This is a genomic window from Lentzea sp. NPDC092896, assembly GCF_044754905.1.
GTDB lineage: Bacteria > Actinomycetota > Actinomycetes > Mycobacteriales > Pseudonocardiaceae > Lentzea.
Genome location: NZ_JBIVPX010000001.1, coordinates 722,808 through 742,635, shown reverse-complemented (window position 1 = coordinate 742,635; position 19,828 = coordinate 722,808). Strand labels below are relative to the sequence as shown.

Annotated in this window: 1 protein-coding gene; it reads right to left on the bottom strand. The window is 71.0% G+C overall.

Annotated features, from left to right (window positions below; genetic code table 11):
* Window positions 1–5: 5 nt before the first annotated feature.
* Entirely contained in the window at window positions 6–19,790 is a 19,785-nt protein-coding gene (locus ACIQF0_RS03415) for a type I polyketide synthase (RefSeq protein WP_401027672.1), read from the bottom strand.
* Between the last annotated feature and the right edge of the window lie 38 nt (window positions 19,791–19,828).

Sequence of the window (19,828 nt, the reverse complement as noted above, 5' to 3'; positions counted from 1 at the left end):
TGGGGTCAGCGCTCGGTGCGTCGGCCGAGTTCGTTGTCGATGAAGGCGAACACGTCGTCCACGGTCGCCGAGTTGATGCGGTCGTTCACGGCTTCCTCGGACTTCGCGCCGCCGTACTGGGCGAGCAGCGTGCGCAGGCGGGCGGCGATTCCGGCCCTGTCCTCGTCGGGGCTCGCGGCCAGCACGGCCTCGAACCTGTCGAGTTCGGTCGCGAGCGACGGCCCGGTGTCGTCGCCGAGCAGTTCGCCCGCGAGGTAGGCGGCGAGTTCGTCGGGTGTCGGGTAGTCGAAGACGAGGCCCGCGGGCAGTTTCAGGCCCGTAGCGGACGCGAGGCTGTTGCGCAGCTCCACGGCGGTCAGCGAGTCGAAGCCGAGGTCGCGGAACTGCTTGTCGTTGTCGATCGCCGCGGGCGTCGCGTGCCCGAGGACGCCTGCCGCGTGGCCGCGCACGAGGTCGACCAGGTACTTCGCCCGGTCCTCCACCGGCACGGCTTCGAGCGTGGCCGCGAAGTCCACAGTGGACGTGTCACCGGCGCCGGCCGCGCGCTTTCCGCCGCGCACCAGGCCGCGCAGCACCGCCGCGACCGGGCCGTTCGTGCGGCCGGTGGTGATGCGGGCGGGGACGAGCACGGCGTCCTCGCGTGAGGTCGCGTCGTCGAACAGCGCCATGCCCTGCCGGACGGACAGCGGCGGCATGCCGGTGCGGCCGATGCGGTCCATCGCGCCGTCCTGCAGATGTGCTGTCATGCCAGCGGTTTGCGCCCACGGACCCCACGCCAGCGAGGTCGCCGGCAGGCCCTGTGCGCGCCGGTGTTCGGCCAGTGCATCGAGGAACGCGTTGGCCGCGGCGTAGTTGCCCTGCCCGGCGCTGCCGAGCACGCCGGACACCGACGAGTAGAGCACGAAAGCCTGGAGCTTCTGCTTCTTCGTGGCCTCGTGGAGGTTCCAGGCGCCGTCGACCTTGGGCTTGAAGACGGTGGCGAGCCGCTCCGGGGTGAGCGAGCCGATGATGCCGTCGTCGAGCACACCGGCGGTGTGGATGACAGCGGTCAGCTTGACGCCCTTGACCACCTTCTTCACCGCCTTGAGGTCGGCGGTGTCGCAGGCGGCGATCGTGACGTCCGCGCCGTGGGCCGTGAGTTCCGCCTGCAACGCGACGGCTTCCGGTGCTCCCGGGCCTCGCCGGGAGACGAGCAGGAGGCGCGTGACGGCGCGTTCGGCGACGAGGTGACGGGCCAGTTCCGCGCCCAGACCGCCGGTGCCGCCGGTGATCAGGACGGTGCCTTCCGGGTCCCACTCGGCCGTTGCGACCGTGTCGGTGACGCGGGCGAGACGAGCGACGAAAGCGTTGCCGTCGCGGACGCGGACCTGGGTCTCCCCCGCGTCGAGCAGCCCGGTGGGCAGCGGGGTGCTGCCATCGGTGTCGACGAGCAGGAAGCGTCCCGGGTTCTCCGTCTGGGCCGTGCGGACCAGGCCTTCGACGGTCGCGCTCGCCAGGCCGCTCGTCACGAACGCGAGCCGTTCGTCGGACTGTTGGAGAAGCTCCAACGCCTTCGCGGCCAGTTCGTGCGCCTGGTCGACGCTCTCCCCGGCGAACCGCACTTCGCGCACGTCCGCGGCGGGCTGGGTCTCGGGTGCGGGCACCCATTCCAGGCGGAACAGCGAATCCTGGTGGTGCTGGGCCGCGAGCGGCGCGCCGAAGACGACGTTCCGCGCAGACACGACCGGCGAACCGCTGGTGTCGACGGCGGCGAACTCTCCGTCGCGCAGCCTGACCCGCACCGTGTCTGCGCCGACCGCGTGCAGGCTGACGCCGTGCCACTCCAGCGGTACCCGCGTGCCCTCGGTGATCCGGATCGCGCAGTCGAGCAGTGCCGGGTGAACGCCGTAGAACTGGGCGTCCGCAACGCCTTCCGGCAGCGTGACCTCCGCGTAGACGGCGTCGCCCGACTGCCAGATCTGGTCGCCGATCGCCGTCGCGCCCTTCGGCGGCCACTCGCTGACCGTGAATCCGGCCCGGTACTCGCCTTCCGCGAGGGTTCCGCTCGCGATCCTGCTGAACGGCTGTTCGTCGTTCGGTCGCGTGTAGACGGTGAGGGAGCGCTTTCCGTTGTCCGGCGCGCCGATCCACACCTGCAGCACGCCGGGTGTGAGCGGCCCGGTGACGGTGAGCTCCTCGACCGTGCCGTACCCGACCTGGTCGGCCGCCCGGAACGCGATCTCCGCGAACGCCGTCTCCGGGAACGCCACCGCGAGCCGGTTGGTGAACACGACGGCGTCCTCCTGCGCGACGCTCATCGCGGCGCCGAGCAGCGGGTGGTCGGCCGGTCCGAGGCCGAGCCCGGAGGCGTCGGCGGACTGGGCCATCGGCGTCGGCCAGTAGTGGTCGTGGTCGAACGCGTAGGTGGGGAGGTCGACGCGCCGGGCGCCGGTGCCCTCGTAGGCTTCCGCCCAGTCGACGTTGGTGCCCGTGACGTGGAGCCGTGCGAGCGCGGTGAGCCAGGCCGTGGTCTCGTCGCGATCCTTGCGCAGCGCGGGGATCGCTCCGTCCACCAGTGCCGACAGCACACCGTCCGGCCCGATCTCCAGGAACGCGGTGACTCCCGCGGCTTCGAGCGCCGCGACGCCGTCGGCGAACCGCACCGCTTCCCGGACGTGCCGCACCCAGTACTCCGGCTCGGTGAGCTCGGCACCCGCTACGGCGCCGGTGAGGTTGGAGACGAGGGGGATGCGGGGCGCGGCGAGGTCCAGCGCCGTGACCACGGCGCGGAAGTCGTCCAGCATCGGCTCCATCAACGGCGAGTGAAACGCATGGCTGACCGGCAAACGCTTAGTCTTGCGCCCCAACGCGGTGAACCCGTCAGCGATCTGGTGAACCGCTGTCTCCTCACCGGCGAGCACCAGCGACCTGGGCCCGTTGATGGCCGCGATCGACACCTGCTCGGTCGTCGTGACCTCGTCCTCGGTGGCCTCGACCGCGATCATGGCTCCCCCGGCCGGGAGTGCCTGCATGAGTGCGGCGCGCGCGTTGACGAGTGTCGCGGCGTCTTCGAGGCTGAAGACTCCGGCGACGTGCGCGGCCGCGATCTCACCGACGGAGTGGCCGCCGACGTAGTCGGGCTCGATGCCGAACTTCTCGGCGAGCCGGAACAGCGCGACCTCGATCGCGAACAGCGCGCGCTGCGTGTTCCCGGTCTGGTCGAGCGCCTCGCCGTCGCCCCACATGACATTGCGGACATCGACGTGCTCAAGCACCTCGTCGAGCGCCTTCGCGAACGCCGGGAACCGCTCGTACAGCTCACGCCCCATGCCCAGCCGCTGCGAGCCCTGCCCGGAGAACAGCACGGCGAGCTTGCGCCTTCCCGCCTGCCCCTGAGCAACCTCGACTCCGTCGAGCAGCACCGCGCGATGCTCGAACCGCGAGCGCTTCAGCAGCGAGAACCCGACGTCGAACGCGTCGGCCTCAACAGCGCTGACCCGCTCGATCTGTGCGCGCAGCGAAGCGGGGGACTTCGCCGAAAAAACGAGAGGCGCCCCCTTGGGGGGACGCGAAGTCCCCTTTCCAATCATCTCAAGCGGGTCTGACAATTCCGGAACGGCCGGCGCGGCTTCCAAGATCACGTGCGCGTTGGTGCCCGAGATGCCGAACGACGAGACGCCGGCCCGGCGCACCCTGTCCGCGGCGGGCCACGGGGTGTTCTCCCGCAGCAACGACACCGCGCCGGCGGTCCAGTCGACGTGCGACGAAGGCGCGGTGAAGTTGATCGTGCGCGGCAGCAGGCCGTGTCGCAGCGCCATCACCATCTTGATCACACCGGCCGCGCCCGCGGCGGCCTGCGTGTGGCCGATGTTGGACTTGATCGAGCCGAGCAACAGCGGCTCCGAGCGGTCCTGGCCGTAGGTCGCGAGCAACGCCTGTGCCTCGATCGGGTCGCCCAGGGTCGTGCCCGTGCCGTGTGCCTCGACCGCGTCGACGTCGGCGAACTTCAGGCCCGCCGAGGCCAGCGCCTGCCGGATCACGCGTTGCTGTGAGGGTCCGTTGGGCGCGGTAAGGCCGTTGGACGCACCGTCCTGGTTGACCGCCGAACCACGCACGACCGCGAGCACGTCATGCCCAGCCGCGACCGCGTCGGACAGACGCTCCACCACGAGCACACCGATGCCCTCGGACCACGCCGTGCCATCGGCGGTGTCGGAGAACGGCTTGCACCGGCCGTCCCGCGCGAGGCCGTCCTGCAACGAGAACTCCATGAACGCACCCGGCGCCGACATCACCTGCACACCGCCGGCCAGCGCCAGCGAACACTCGCCGTTGCGCAGCGCCTGAACCGCCAGGTGCAACGCGACCAGCGCCGACGAGCACGCCGTGTCGATCGTCATCGACGGACCTTCCAGCCCCAGCGCGTACGACACCCGGCCGGCGATCACGCTCGGCGAGGTCCCGGTGCCCGAGTACCCCTCCAGCGCCTGCTCCGACGCGAGCATCAGGTGCGCGTAGTCCTGTCCGGACGCGCCCACGTAGACGCCGGTCCGCGAGCCCCGCAACGTCAGCGGGTCGATTCCCGTGCGCTCCAACGCCTCCCACGACGTCTCCAGCACGAGCCGCTGGTGCGGGTCCATCGACACGGCCTCGCGCGGCGAGATCCCGAAGAACGCCGGGTCGAACGACGCGATGCCGTCGATGAACCCGCCCTGCCCGGTGACGGACTGCCCGGCGCCGTCACCGACGAGGTTCTCGTCCCAGCCGCGATCAGCCGGGAACCCGCCGATCGCGTCCCGCCCGCCCAGCACCAGCTCCCACAACTCCTCAGGCGACGACACACCACCGGGGAACTTGCAGGCGATACCCACGATCGCGATGGCCTCGTCCGACACGCGAACCGAGTCCTCGACCTCGGTGGTGCCACCGAACAACTCGGCGACGAGGTGTTCGGCCAGCGCCTGCGGGGTCGGGTAGTCGAACACGAGCGTCGCGGGCAACGTCAGCCCCGTCGCGGTGCCGAGCCGGTTGCGCAGCTCCACCGACGTCAGCGAGTCGAAGCCGAGCTGCCGGAACTCGCGGTCGCCGTCGATCGCGTCGGCCGAGGCGTGTCCCAGCACCGCGGCGGCCTCACCCCGCACCAGGTCCACGAGCGTGCGCACCCGCTCGGCCGGGCGAACGTCCTGCAACCCCTGCAGTGCAACGGTTCCCTGCGCACGCGCCGCGGTTCGGCGGCCGCCGCGCAGGAGGTTGCGCAGCAGCGGCGGCACCATCGTCGTGCCGGCACCGGTGATGATCCGCGCGGGCACGACGAGCGGCTCGTCCACGCCGATCGCCGCGTCGAACAACGCCAGTCCGTGCTCCAGCGAGATCGGCGGCATGGACGACTTCTCCAGCCGCTCCAACGCGGCCGCGTCCATCGTCTTCGTCATGCCGACCTCGGACGTCCACGCACCCCACGCCAGCGACACCGCGGGCAGTCCCAGCGAACGCCGGTGATGCGCGAGCGCGTCGAGGAACGCGTTGCCCGCCGCGTAGTTGCCCTGGCCGGCGGTGCCGAGCACTCCGGACACCGACGAGTACAGGACGAAGTGCGCGTCCGGCACCAGCGAATGCAGGTTCCAGGCCGCGTCCACCTTGGGCCGCAACACCTTCCCCAGTCGCTCCGGAGTCATCGACGCGATCACACCGTCGTCCAGCACGCCGGCCGTGTGCACGACAGCGGTCACGTCGTGTCCATTGAGGACTGCGGCCAACGCTTCCCGGTCAGCAACGTCGCACGCGGCGATCGTGACATCCGCGTCCAGTCCGAGAAGCTCTTCCGTACCCGGTGAGTTCAGGCCGCGGCGACTGAGCAGCAACAGCTTCCTCACGCCCTGCGCGACGAGGTGCCGGGCGAGTTCCGCACCCAGGCCGCCGGTACCTCCGGTGATCACGACGGTGCCGTCCGGGTCCCAGCCCGCGGGCACGGTGATCACGATCTTGCCGATGTGCTGGGCACGACTCATGAACCGGAACGCGTCGCGCGCCCGCCGCACGTCCCAGGCCGCGATCGGCAGCGTGGTCAGCACGCCTCGCTCGAACAGTTCCACGAGCGCGACGAGCATGCGCTGAACGTGGTCCGGATGCGCCTCTCCGAGGTCGAACGGCCGGTAGAAGATCCCCGGCACGTCCTCCCGCAGATCGGTCTTGCCCATCTCCAGGAACCGCCCGCCCTCGCCGAGCAGCCGCAGCGAGGCGTCGATGAACTCGCCGGTCAACGCGTTCAGCACCACGTCGACCTGCGGGAACTTGCTCTCGAATCCGGTGTCGCGGGAGTTGCCGATGTGGTCGTCGTCGAGGCCGAGGCCGCGCAGCACGTCCCACTTGCCCTCACTGGCGGTGGCGAACACCTCCGCGCCGAGGTGCCGGGCGACCTGGATCGCCGCCATGCCCACGCCACCGGTGCCGGCGTGGACGAGGACCTTCTCCCCCGGCCGCACGTTCCCGAGCTCGATCAACGCGTAGTAGGCGGTGAGGAACACCAGCGGCACCGACGCGCCCTGCTCGAACGTCCAGCCGTCCGGAAGCCTGGTCAGGTAAGGCTCCTCGATGACGCCGACCGGTCCCATACCGCCGAACAGCATGCCGAACACCGGGTCGCCGACCTTCAGATCCTCGACCTCGGGCCCGATCTCCGCGACCACACCGGCGGCCTCGGCGCCGAACGAACCCGCCTCGCCCGGGTACATGCCGAGCGCGTTCAGCACGTCGCGGAAGTTGAGTCCGGCCGCCCGGATCGCGACACGAACCTGCTTGCCCTGCAACGGCTCCGGCGTCCACGGCGTCAGGACGAGGTTGTCCAGGCTGCCCTTCGCGGTCGTGTCGAGCCGCCACGGGGTTCCGGTCGGCGGCACCAGCGTCGGCCCGGTCTGCAGACGCGCCAACCGTCCAGCGTGGACAGTGCCGCCGCGGACGATCAGCTGCTGCTCCTCGGTGACGAGCATGCCGGGTGTCAGTTCGCCGTGCTCGTCCAGGTCGACGAGCAGGAACTGGCCCGGGTTCTCCGCCTGGGCGGACCTGACGAGTCCCCAGGCCGCCGCCGCGCCGAGCTGGCTGATCGGTTCGTCCCCGATCGCCGCGGCGCCGCGGGTCACGAACACGACGCGTTCTTCGGCGTTCTGCAGGATCTCCAGCACGCGCTGGGTCGTCTCGTGCACGGACTCGCCGTTGATCTCCACGACCCGCGCGCCGATCTCGGTCGCCTCGCCGACCTGCACGGGCACCCATTCGACGCGGAACAGCGAGTCCTGCACGGGATTGCTCGGCGCGGCGGCCGCAGGCGTCCTGACCACCAGCGACTTCACCGACAGCACCGGTGCGCCCTCGACGTCGACCGCGGTGACCTCGACCGCGTCGCCGCCGGTGTGCTTCAGTCGCACGCGCAGCCGCGACGGCCCGATGGCGTGCAGCGACACGCCGTTCCACTCGAACGGCAACCCCTGCCCGGCGCCCTCCACGAACGTGATGGCGTGCAGCGCGGAGTCGAGCAGCGCCGGATGCACGCCGAACGTCGCCGCGTCGTCGACGCTGTCCGGCAACGCGACCTCGACGAGCACCTCGTCGCCGTTGCGCCAGGCCTGTTGCGCGCCTTGGAAGATGGGCCCGTACGTCAGTCCGCCTTCCGCGAGCGTCTCGTAGAAGTGTTCGAGGTCAAGGCTTTCGGCGTTCTCCGGCGGCCATTCGCTCGTGTCGAACTCGGCCTGGTGCTGTCCCTCGGCGAGGGTGCCGCTGGCGTGCTGGATCCACTCGTCCGCACCGGGGTGCTGCGAGTGCACGCTGACGAGCCGGCGCCCGTGCTCGTCCGGCGCTCCGACCCGCACCTGGACCGCGACGGCCTCCCGTTCGGGCAACACCAGCGGGACGACGATCGTGAGCCCGTCGACGCGGTCGCAGCCGACCATGTCGCCCGCGCGGATCGCGAAGTCGAGGAACCCGGTGCCGGGGAAGAGCACCGCTCCACCGACGACGTGATCGGCGATCCACGGGTGCGTCGCGAGGCTGAGACGGCCGCTGAGCACGAGTTCGTCGGTGCCCGCGACGGCGATCGCCGCACTGAGCAACGGGTGACCGCCGGACCTGAGCCCGTACGCGGCGGGGTCGCCCGCGCGGCCGCCGACGGTGGCCTTGGGCCAGAACCGCTCGTGGTCGAACGGGTAGGTCGGCAGCGTGATGAGCCGCCCGCCCTGGAGCCAGGGCGTCCAGTCGACGTCGATTCCGGCGACGTGCAGCTGGCCGAGTGCGGTGGCCAGGGCGACCTGCTCGGTCTTGTTCTTCCGGAGGGTCGGAATCGCGCCGTCGACGAGAGCCGACAGCACCCCGTCCGGCCCGATCTCCAGGAACTTGGTCGCCGGGATCTTCGCGACGTTGTCGGTGAACCGGACCGCGTCGCGGACGTGGCCGACCCAGTACTCGGGATCGGTGACGTCGCCGGTCGTGCTGATCGGGATCTTCGGCGCGTGGAAGGTGATGGTGCTGATGGCGTCGCGGAAGTCGCCGAGCATCGGGTCCATCAACGGCGAGTGGAACGCGTGGCTGACCTTGAGCCGCTTCGTCTTCTCGAACCGCGCCGCGATGGCTTCGACCTCGGCCTCGTCGCCCGCGATGACGACACTGGCCGGCCCGTTGACGGCCGCTATCGACACGGTGCTCGTGAGGTGTTCGCTCACCTCTTCTTCGGTTGCCTGCACGGCAACCATCGCGCCGTTGCGCGGCAACGCCTGCATGAGACTCGCGCGCGCACTGACCAGCTTCGCCGCGTCCTCCAGACTGAGCACGCCCGCGACGTGCGCCGCCGCGATCTCGCCGATCGAGTGCCCGGCGAGGTGGGCGGGCTTGATCCCGAAGGCCTGCAGCAGCCGGTAGAGCGCCGTGTGGAACGCGAACAACGCCGGCTGCGTGTAGCCGGTCTGGTTGAGCTTCTCCTCGTCGTCGCCCCAGATCACGCTCTTGAGCTGCGGGTCGAGGTGCGCCAGCACGTCGTCGAACGCGTCCGCGAACCGTGGGAACCGCGCGTACAGCTCACGACCCATGCCGAGCCGCTGCGACCCCTGCCCGGAGAACAGCGCGGCCAGCGTGTGCTCCCCCGCCACCCCGCCGGCGATCTCGGCGCCGTCCAGCAACACCGCGCGGTGCTCGAACAACGCCCGCGACTTCACCAGCGAGTACGCGACGTCGACCGGCGCCGCCTCGACCCCGCGGATCCGCTCGACCTGAGCCGCCAACGCCGCCGCCGACTTGGCCGACACCGCGAGCGGCACCACACCGGCCGACGGAATCGATTCGGATTGCCCGGCCCCCAGGGGGCTGCGAGCCCCCATCTCAATCATCTCAGGCAGGTCTGACAGTTCTGGAGCACTCGGCGACTCCAAGATCACGTGCGCGTTCGTGCCACTGATGCCGAACGACGACACGCCCGCGCGCCACGGCCGGTCCACCGAAGGCCAGGCGGTGTTCTCCGTCAGCAGCGAGACCGCGCCCGTCGACCAGTCGATGTGCGACGAAGGGGCGGTCACGTGCAGGGTCCGCGGTAGCAGGCCGTGCTGGAACGCCATCACCATCTTGATCACGCCCGCCGCGCCCGCCGCCGCCTGCGTGTGGCCGAGGTTCGACTTCACCGAACCCAGCCTCAAGGGCTCGGCGCGGTCCTGCCCGTACACGGTCAGCAGGGCCTGCGCCTCGATCGGGTCGCCCAGCACGGTTCCGGTGCCATGAGCCTCGACGGCGTCCACATCGGACGGTGTCAGCCCGCCGGACGCAAGCGCTTGCCGGATGACTCGTTGCTGCGAGGGGCCGTTCGGCGCGGTCAGGCCGTTGGACGCGCCGTCCTGGTTGAACGCCGAACCACGCACGACCGCCAGCACCGGGCGCCCTGCGGCGACAGCGTCGGAAAGCCTTTCCACGACGAGGATGCCGACGCCCTCGGACCAGCCGGTGCCGTCCGCGGACTCGGAGAACGCCTTGCACAGCCCGTCCGGCGCGAGCCCTCCCTGCCGGGAGAAGCCGGAGAACGACGTCGGCGTCGCCATCACCGTGACGCCACCGGCCAGCGCCAGCGAACACTCACCACCGCGCAACGCCTGTGCCGCCAGATGCAGCGCAACCAGGGCCGACGAGCACGCCGTGTCGATCGTGACCGCGGGCCCTTCCAGTCCCAGCGCGTAGGAGATGCGGCCGGAGATCACCGACGCCGCGAGGCCGGTTCCGGCGTGGCCTTCCAGGTCTTCGTTGGAGGCCATGACGACGTGCTGGTAGTCCTGCCCGTTCGTGCCGACGAACACGCCGGTCCGCGAGCCGCGCAACGAGGCGGGGTCGACGCCGGCGCGTTCGACTGCCTCCCAGGAGGTTTCCAGCAGCAGGCGCTGCTGCGGGTCCATCGCCAGTGCCTCGCGCGGCGAGATCCCGAAGAACGCCGGATCGAAGTCCGCGACACCGGTCAGGAAGCCGCCGCGCAACGTCGAACTCTGCAACGACGCCAGGTCCCAGCCGCGGTCGGCCGGGAAGTCCGACATCGCGTCATTGCCCTCGACCAGCAGGCGCCACAGGTCTTCCGGCGAGTCGATGTCACCGGGGAAGTGACACGCCATGCCGACGATCGCGATGTCGTCGGTGGTCTGCACGACCGACACGTCGTCGATGTCGGCACCCTCGCCGAGCAACGACGCCAGCAGGTGCTCGGCCAGCACGCGCGGCGACGGGTAGTCGAAGACGAGGCCGGCGGGAAGCGCGAGCCCGGTGATCTCGGTGAGCTGGTTGCGCAGTTCGACGGCGGTCAGCGAGTCGAACCCGATGTCGCGGAACGCCTTGTCGCTCGCCACCGCCTCCTTGCCGGAGTAGCCGAGCACCTGCGCGGCGCGCGCCCTGACCAGTTCCAGGACGGGCTCGATCCGTTCCGCGGCAGGCAGTTCACGCAGCTCGCGACGCAACTCCGCGGCGGCCGACTCGCTGTCGCGGCGCGCGGCCGCCAACTCGTCCAGCACCTCGCGGGCACCCGGCAACTCGGCCAGCACGGGCGAGGGACGCAGGCTCAGCAGCGCGCCGAGCAACTGCGGGTGATGGATGTCCGCGATCACCACGGTGGGCGCGGCCTCCGCCGCCACGCCTCGCATCGCCGCGACCGCGAGCTCCGGGTCCAAAGTGGACGCACCGACCGACTTGATCGACCGTGCGACGCGTTCGTCGCCCGCCATGCCGTCGCCGGTCCAGGCGCCCCAGGCGATCGACGTCGCGGGCAGGCCCAGCTCACGGCGGTGCGTGGCGATGGCGTCGAGAACGGCGTTGGCGGCGGCGTAGTTGGCCTGGCCGGGGTTGCCGATCGCGCCCGCGACCGACGAGAACAGGATGAACGCGTCCAGCTCCCGTTCGCGGGTCAGTTCGTCGAGCAGGAACGCCGAGGTGACCTTCGCATGGAACACGTCGGTGAACCGCTCCGGCGTGAGCCCGTCGAGCACGCCGTCGTCCAGCACACCGGCCGCGTGCACGACTGCTTTGACGTCGTCCGTCAGCACCGCGGCCAGCTCCGCGCGGTTGGCGACGTCGCACTTCACGACCTCAACGCCCAACTCGGCCACGATCTCCGTCGCGCCCGGCGCGTCCAGGCCTCGGCGGCTCAGCAGCACGACCTTCTCCGCGCCGCGTGCCACCAGGTCCCGCGCGACGTGCTTGCCGAGTGCGCCCGTGCCGCCGGTGATCACGACGGTCCCGCGCGGCTGCCACTCGCCCGATGCCCGCGGTGCCACCAGAATCCGCCGGCCGAACACACCCGACGCCCGCACCGCGACCTGGTCCTCGTCGCCGCTCAGCACCGCCGCGACCCGCTGCGCCGCCCGTTCGTCCAGTTCGGCGGGCAGGTCGATCAGGCCGCCCCAGCGGTTCGGGTGCTCCAGCGCGGCGACCCGGCCGAGCCCCCACGCACCGGCCTGCCAGGGGTCGGTGACGGCGTCCGCGCGGCTGGTCGACACCGCACCGCGCGTCACCACCCACAGCGGTGCCATGAGTCCGGCGTCGCCGAGCGCCTGGATCAGCGCGGTCGTGCTGAGGATCGGTTCGTGTGCCACCAACGCCACGACACCGGTGAACGGGACCTGCGCGAACTCGGCCAGTCGCCCGGCCATCTGCTCCCGGTCCTGCTCGGCCGCCAGCACCGTCACGTCTCCGAGCGCGCTCAGGAGGAGTTCGTCGGCTTCACCGACCACGAGCCACTTGCCCGGCTTCGTGGTGAGACCGGCGATCGGTTGCCAGCTCTCCCTGTGCAGCCAAGAGTCCACAGTGGACTGCGCCTGCCGCTTGCCCCGCCACGCCGACAACGCCGGCAGCACCCCGGCGAGCGTCTCGCCGTCGAGGTTGAGCGTGGCGGCCAGCGAGGCGACGTCCTCCTGCTCGACGGCCGTCCAGAACGCCGCGTCGGCCGGATCCGCAGCCATCGCCGCGGTCGCCGCCTCTGGCCAGAACCGCTCGTGCTGGAACGGGTACGTGGGCAGGCCGATCGCGCGCCCGCCCTCGTAGAAGCCGGACCAGTCGACGTCGGTGCCGCTGACGTGCAGCCGCGCGAGTGCCGTCACGAACGCCTTGTGCTCGCCACGGTCCTTGCGCAGCACCGGAATCGCTCCGTCGACGAGCGCGGCCAGCACCCCGTCCGGGCCGATCTCCAGGAACGCGCTCGCACCCCGTTCCCTGAGCTTGCCGACGTTCTCGGCGAAGCGGACCGTGTCGCGGACGTGGCCGACCCAGTGCTCGGGGTCACTGACGTCGCCAGTGGACGCGATCGGGATGCCCGGCTGGTGGAACGTGAGTCCCTCGATCGCCCGCCGGAACTCGTCGAGCATCGGCTCCATCAACGGCGAGTGGAACGCGTGACTGACCTTCAGCTGCTTGCTCTTACGGCCCTCGAACCTGCCGACGACCGCGCGGGCCTCGTCCTCGACTCCCGCGATGACCAGCGAGTCGGACGCGTTGATCGCCGCGATGGACACACCCGAGGTCAGATGCGGCGCCACTTCGGCCTCGGTCGCCTGCAGCGCGACCATCACGCCGCCCTGCGGCAGCGCCTGCATGAGCCGCGCGCGTGCCCGGACGAGCTTCGCCGCGTCCTCCAGGCTGAACACCCCGGCGACGTGCGCGGCCGCGATCTCGCCGATCGAGTGCCCGGCGAGCAGCCGCGGGACGACCCCGAACGACTCCACCAGCCGGTACAGCGCCACCTCGACCGCGAACAGCGCGGGCTGCGTGCTGCCTGTCTGGTTCAGCGCCTCGGCGTCGTCTCCCCACATGACGTCGCGAACGCCCTCGAGGTGCTCCAGCACCGCGTCCAGCGCCTCGGCGAACACGGGGAACGCCTCGTACAGCTCACGGCCCATGCCGAGCCGCTGCGCACCCTGCCCGGAGAACACCATGGCGAGCGTCTTCCCCGCCGCCTCACCGCCGGCCAGCACCTCGCCGTCCAGCAGCACGGCCCGATGCTCGAACAACGCGCGCGTGGCCGCCAACGAGTACCCGACGTCGACCGGCGCCGCCTCGACCGCGCGGATCCGCTCGACCTGAGCCGCCAACGCCGCCGCCGACTTCGCCGACACCGCGAGCGGCACTCCGCCAGCCAGCTGAATCGATCCCGGTTGGCTGGCCCCCAGGGGGCCGCGAGCCCCCATCTCAATCATCTCAGGCAGGTCTGACAGTTCCGGCGCGCTCGGCGCTTCCAAGATCACGTGCGCGTTCGTGCCGGAGAGACCGAACGACGACACGCCTGCGCGGGCCGGGCGGTCCACAGCGGGCCACGGGGTGTTCGTCGTGAGCAGCGAGACGGCGCCCGCGGACCAGTCGACGTGCGAGGACGGCTCGGTGACGTGCAGGGTTCGCGGCAGCAGGCCGTGCTGGAAGGCCAGCACCATCTTGATCACGCCGGCGACACCCGCGGCGGCCTGGGTGTGACCCAGGTTCGACTTGATCGCACCCAGGTGGAGCGGTGCTCCAGCGCGGTCGCGGCCGTAGGTGGCGAGCAGTGCCTGGGCTTCGATCGGGTCGCCCAGGCGCGTGCCGGTGCCGTGGGCCTCGACGGCGTCGACGTCCGAAGTGGACAGACCGGCGTTGGCGAGGGCCTGGCGGATCACGCGTTGCTGGGCGGGGCCGTTCGGTGCGGTCAAACCGTTTGAGGCGCCGTCCTGGTTGACCGCGGAGCCGCGGACCACGGACAGCACGGTGTGGCCGTGACGCAGCGCGTCCGACCGGCGTTCGACGACCAGCACGCCGACGCCTTCGGCCCAGCCGGTGCCGTCGGCGTTGTCGGAGAAGGCCCGGCAGCGCGCGTCCGCCGCGAGACCGCCCTGGGCGTTGAAACCGGCGAAGTTCATCGGCGTGGACATCACCGTCACGCCGCCGACGAGCGCCAGCGACGACTCGCCCGAGCGCAGCGACTGCGCGGCCAGGTGCAGTGCCACCAAAGAAGAAGAGCAGGCGGTGTCGATCGTGAGCGCGGGTCCCTCGAAGCCGAACGTGTAGGACAGGCGACCGGAGATCACCGCGGCGGCGAGGCCGGTCGACGCGTGGCCCTCTATGTCGCCACGCGCCCGCAGCACGAGGTTCGTGTAGTCCTGACCGTTCGTGCCGACGAACACGCCGGTCTTCGAGCCGCGCAACGTCGCCGCGTTGATGCCCGCGCGTTCGACGGCCTCCCAGGAAACCTCGAGAAGCTGACGTTGCTGCGGGTCCATCGCGAGTGCTTCGCGAGGTGAGATGCCGAAGAACGCCGGATCGAACTCCGTTGCGCCGTAGAGGAAACCGCCCTCGACGGTGCCGCCGGCGGCCAGCGCGTCCTGTTCCCAGCCGCGGTCGGCCGGGAAGCTCGCGATCGCGTCGGTGCCGTCGGCCAGCAGGCGCCACAGGTCCTCGGGAGTCGAGACGCCACCGGGAAACCGGCAGGCCATGCCGACGATCACGATCGGGTCGTCCGCGTCGGCGATCGCCTGCGCGGTGATGTCGAGGTCCACGCCCTCGCCGGTCAGTTCGGCGAGCAGGTGCTCGGCCAGCACGAGCGGCGTCGGGTAGTCGAAGATCAACGTCGCGGGCAACGTCAGGCCGGTGGCCGTGGCGAGTGCGTTGCGCAGTTCGATCGCGGTCAGCGAGTCGAACCCGAGCGCGCGGAACTCCTTCTCCGTTCCCACCGCGTCAGCGTTGGCGTAGCCGATGACCTTCGCTGCCTCCGCCCGCACGACATCGACGACGGCCCGCACGCGGTCAGGACCAGCCAGTTTCGCGAGCAGTCCGCCGGCCACGATCTCGCGCGCGGCCATGCGCCGGCCTGTTCGCACCAGGCCGCGCATGATCGCGGGAACGTCACCCTGCGCAGCACCACCGGTGGCCAGTGGCACGAGCAGGGACTCGCCGGAGGCGACGGCCGCGTCGAAGAGCGCAAGCCCCTGCTCCACCGACAGCATCGGCATCCGGCGCAGGTCGCCTTCGTCCAAAGTGGACGTCATGCCGGTGTCCCAGGCGCCCCAGGCCAGCGACAGCGCGGGGAGGCCGAGGCCGTGCCGGTGAGCGGCGAGGGCGTCGAGGAACGCGTTGGCGGCGGCGTAGTTGCCCTGGCCGGCCGCGCCCATCACGCCGGACACCGACGAGTACAGGACGAGCCGCGCGTCGCCGGCGAGTTCGTGGAGGTGCCAGGCGGCGTCGACCTTCGGCCGCAGCACAGCGGAAAGCCGTTCGGGCGTCAGCGAACCGATCACGCCGTCGTCCAGCACACCCGCCGTGTGGATGACGGCGGTGAACCGCTCGCGCAGCAGATCCGCGACGGCGGCGCGTTCCGTGACGTCGCAGGCCTTCACCTCGATCTCGGCGCCCAACGCCGTGAGTTCGTCGCGCAGGTCGGCGGCGCCGGGGGCGTCCAGACCGCGGCGGCTGACCAGCAGCAACCGGCGCTGACCACGCGACACGAGGTGGCGGGCGAGGACGGCGCCGAGCCCGCCCGTGCCGCCGGTGATGAGCACCTTGCCGCCGGAATCCCAGTCGCCCGCAACGATGTCGGTGGCGCGTGCCAGCCGGCCCGCGAACACCTCCCCCGCGCGGACGACGACCTGGGTCTCCCCCGCGTCGATCAGTCCGCCGAGGCCGGGCAACAGCGCTTCGGACTCGGGCGCGTCGTCGAGGTCCACGAGCAGAAAGCGGCCGGGGTCCTCGGTCTGCGCGGACCGCACCAGGCCCCAGATGGTCGCGGCCGCGACGTCGTCCCCGGTCACGGCTCCGCGTGTGATGAAGACCAGTTTTCCGGTGGCCTGCTGGAGTGCGTCGAGCGCGGCCGCGGCCAGGGCGTGCGCGGACTCCGGCGTCTGCTCACCGGCGAAGTGCACGACGGTGACGTCGGCGGGGGTGTAGGTGACGGGCACCCAGTCGAGGCGGAACAGCGAGTCGACGCCGGTTCGGGTGGCCAGGTCGCCCAGCGGCCCGAAGCTCACGGCGTCCGCGGACAGCACCGGGTCTCCGGCCACGTCGACGGCGGCCAGTGTCACGCCACCGTCCCCAACGGACAGCTTTACCCGAACGACCTCCGCGCCGTTCGCATGCAGCGACACACCCTGCCAGTTCGCGGGAACGCCCTCGAAACCGAGGAACGCGGCGGCGTGCGTGGCGGCGTCGAGCAGTGCGGGGTGGGCACCGAAACCCTTTGCGTCAACAGGCAAAGCGACCTCGGCGAACACCTCCTGCCCGCGCCTCCAGGCCGCACGTAGCCCCTGGAACGCCTCCCCGTAAGGGGTTTCGTCGTAGAAGCCGTCGAGATCGACGACCGTCGCACCTGTCGGCGGCCACTCGCCCTCCCCGGCCGGCGCGGGAACCCCCTGCCCCAGCAGGCCGTTCGCGTGCTCTACCCAGTCCGCGTCGGCGCGTCGCGTGTGGAATCGGAACGCGCCGTCTCGTCCGACCTGGAACTGCACCTGAACGGCGCCGCTGTCGGGCAACACGAGCGGTGCGACCTGTGTGAGCTGCTCGACGCGCTCGTGACCCGCGAGGTCGGCGGCGCGGAAAGCCAGTTCCAGCACGCCCGCGGTCGGGAACACGACGTGGTCGGCGAGCCAGCCCGTCCTGCTGAGCGTGCCGGTGAGGATCAGTTCGCCGGAGCCCGCGACGGTCATCGCGGTGCCGAGCAGCGGGTGGTCCGCCGGGGACAGGCCGAGTCCGGTGGCGTCGCCCGCGCTCACCGACACCGACGGCCAGTAGCGGTCGTGCTGGAACGCGTAGGTGGGGACGTCGACGCGTTTGCCGTTGGGGTAGAACGGTTTCCAGTCGACTGCGACGCCCGCGACGTGCAGCCGGGCGAGTGCGGTGATAAACGCGGTGCGCTCGTCGCGGTCCTTGCGCTGGGTGGGAATCGCGTCGGCGAGCGCGGACAGCACGCCGTCCGGGCCTACTTCGAGCAGCGTCCTGTCGCCCAGGCCGGTCACAGCGTCGTGGAAGCGGACGGCGTCGCGAACGTGGCGGACCCAGTACTCGGGACTGGCGACGTCACCGGTCACCGGGATCGCCGGGCTGCGGAACGTGATGCCGCCGATGGCTTCGCGGAAGGCGTTGAGCATCGGGTCCATCAACGGCGAGTGGAACGCGTGGCTGACGGCGAGCTGTTTGCTCTTGCGGCCTTCGAACCGCGCGACGATCGCCAGGACTTCGCTCTCGACGCCCGCGATGACCAGGGAATCCGGTCCGTTGATCGCCGCGATGGAGGCGCCGGGGGTGAGGGTGATCTCGTCCTCGGTGGCCTGGAGCGCGATCATGACGCCGCCGGCCGGCAGCGCCTGCATGAGGCTCGCACGCGCCCGGACGAGCTTGGCGGCGTCTTCGAGGCTGAACACGCCCGCGACGTGCGCGGCGGCGATCTCGCCGATCGAGTGGCCGGTGACATGCGCGGCGGTGACACCGAACGACTCCAGCAGCCGGTAGAGGGCGACCTCGAACGCGAACAGCGCGGGCTGCGTGTTGCCCGTCTGGTTCAGCGCCTCCTCGTCGCCCCACATGACGTCGCGCAGCCCTGGGTCGAGGTGCCGCAGCACCTCGTCGAACGCCTCGCGGAAGACCGCGAACTCGGCGTACAGCTGCTTGCCCATGCCGACGCGCTGCGCACCTTGCCCCGAGAACAGCATCGCCAGTTCGGTCCGCCGCGCCAGGCCGTGCGCGATTTCGGTTCCGTCCAGCAGCACTGCCCTGTGCTCGAACAACGCGCGCGTGGTCGCCAACGAGAACCCGACGTCCACCGGGTCGGCGGCGAGCGCACGCACCCGTTCGATCTGCGCCGCGAGCGAAGCCTCCGACTTCGCCGACACGAGCCACGGCACCGCACTCGTCGGGCTCTTCGGAATCGATTCGGACTGGCCGGCCCCCAGGGGGTCGCGAGCCCCCATCTCAATCATCTCAGGCAGGTCTGACAGTTCTGGCGAGCTCGGCGCTTCCAAGATCACGTGCGCGTTCGTGCCCGAGACGCCGAACGACGACACGGCGGCGCGAGGGGCACGACCGGTGGAAGGCCAGGCCACGGCCGAGGTGGCGAGCTCGACGGAGCCGGTGGTCCAGTCGACGTGCGTGGACGGGCGGGAGACGTGCAGCGTGGCGGGCACGACGCCGTGCCGCATCGCCTGCACCATCTTGATGATTCCCGCGACACCGGCGGCGGCCTGGGTGTGGCCGATGTTCGACTTCACCGACCCCAGCAGCAGCGGTGAAGGACGATCGGACCCGTAAGCCGCGAGCAGGCTGCGGGCCTCGATCGGGTCGCCGAGCGGCGTGCCGGTGCCGTGCGCTTCCACGACGTCCACATCGGACGGACCTAGACCGGCGCGGTCGAGCGCGGCGCGGATGACGCGTTGCTGGGCGCGGCCGTTCGGGGCGGTGAAGCCGTTGGAGGCGCCGTCGGAGTTGACGGCCGAGCCGCGCACCACGGCCAAAACCGGGTAGCCCGAAGCCTGCGCGTCCGACAGACGGGCCAGGGCCAGTACGCCAACGCCCTCGGACCAGCCCGTGCCGTCCGCGTCGTCGGAGAAGGCCTTGCATCGGCCGTTGGACGCGAGTCCGCCCTGACGCGAGAACTCCACCAACGAACCCGGCGTGCACATGACGTTGACGCCGCCCGCGAGAGCCAGTGAGCACTCCCCCGCGCGCAATGCGTGCACGGCCAGATGCAGTGCGACCAAAGAAGAGGAACACGCCGTGTCGACGGTCAAAGTCGGGCCTTCGAGGCCCAGGGCGTAGGAGATGCGACCGGACTCGGCGGACGCCGCGATACCCGTGCCGACGTCGCCGGTCGCGTCGTCGAGGCCGCGGATCAGCAGGTGCTCGTAGTCCTGGCCGTTGGTACCGACGAAAACACCGGTACGGGAGCCGCGCAAGGAAGAAGGGTCGATGCCGGAGCGTTCGAGCGCTTCCCAGGACGTCTCCAGCAACAGGCGCTGCTGGGGGTCCATCGTCACGGCCTCGCGCGGGGAGATGCCGAAGAACGCCGGGTCGAAGTCCGCGATGCCGTGCAGGAAGCCACCCTGCACCGACACGCTGTGGCCGCGTTCGTCGACACCGCCTCCGAGCAGCGCGTCGACGTCCCAGCCGCGGTCGGCCGGGAAGCCGGTGATCGCGTCACGGCCGGACGACACCAGCTCCCACAGGTCCTCCGGCGAGCTGATGCCGCCGGGAAAGCGGCAGGCCATCCCGATGATCGCGATCGGTTCGGTGGCGGCGGCGACGAGCTGCCGGTTCTGCTTGCGCAGCCGCTCCGCCTCCTTCATCGCGGCGCGGAGGGCCTCGACCACCTTCTCGCTGGAGGTACTCATTCATCAGCTCCGTCAGT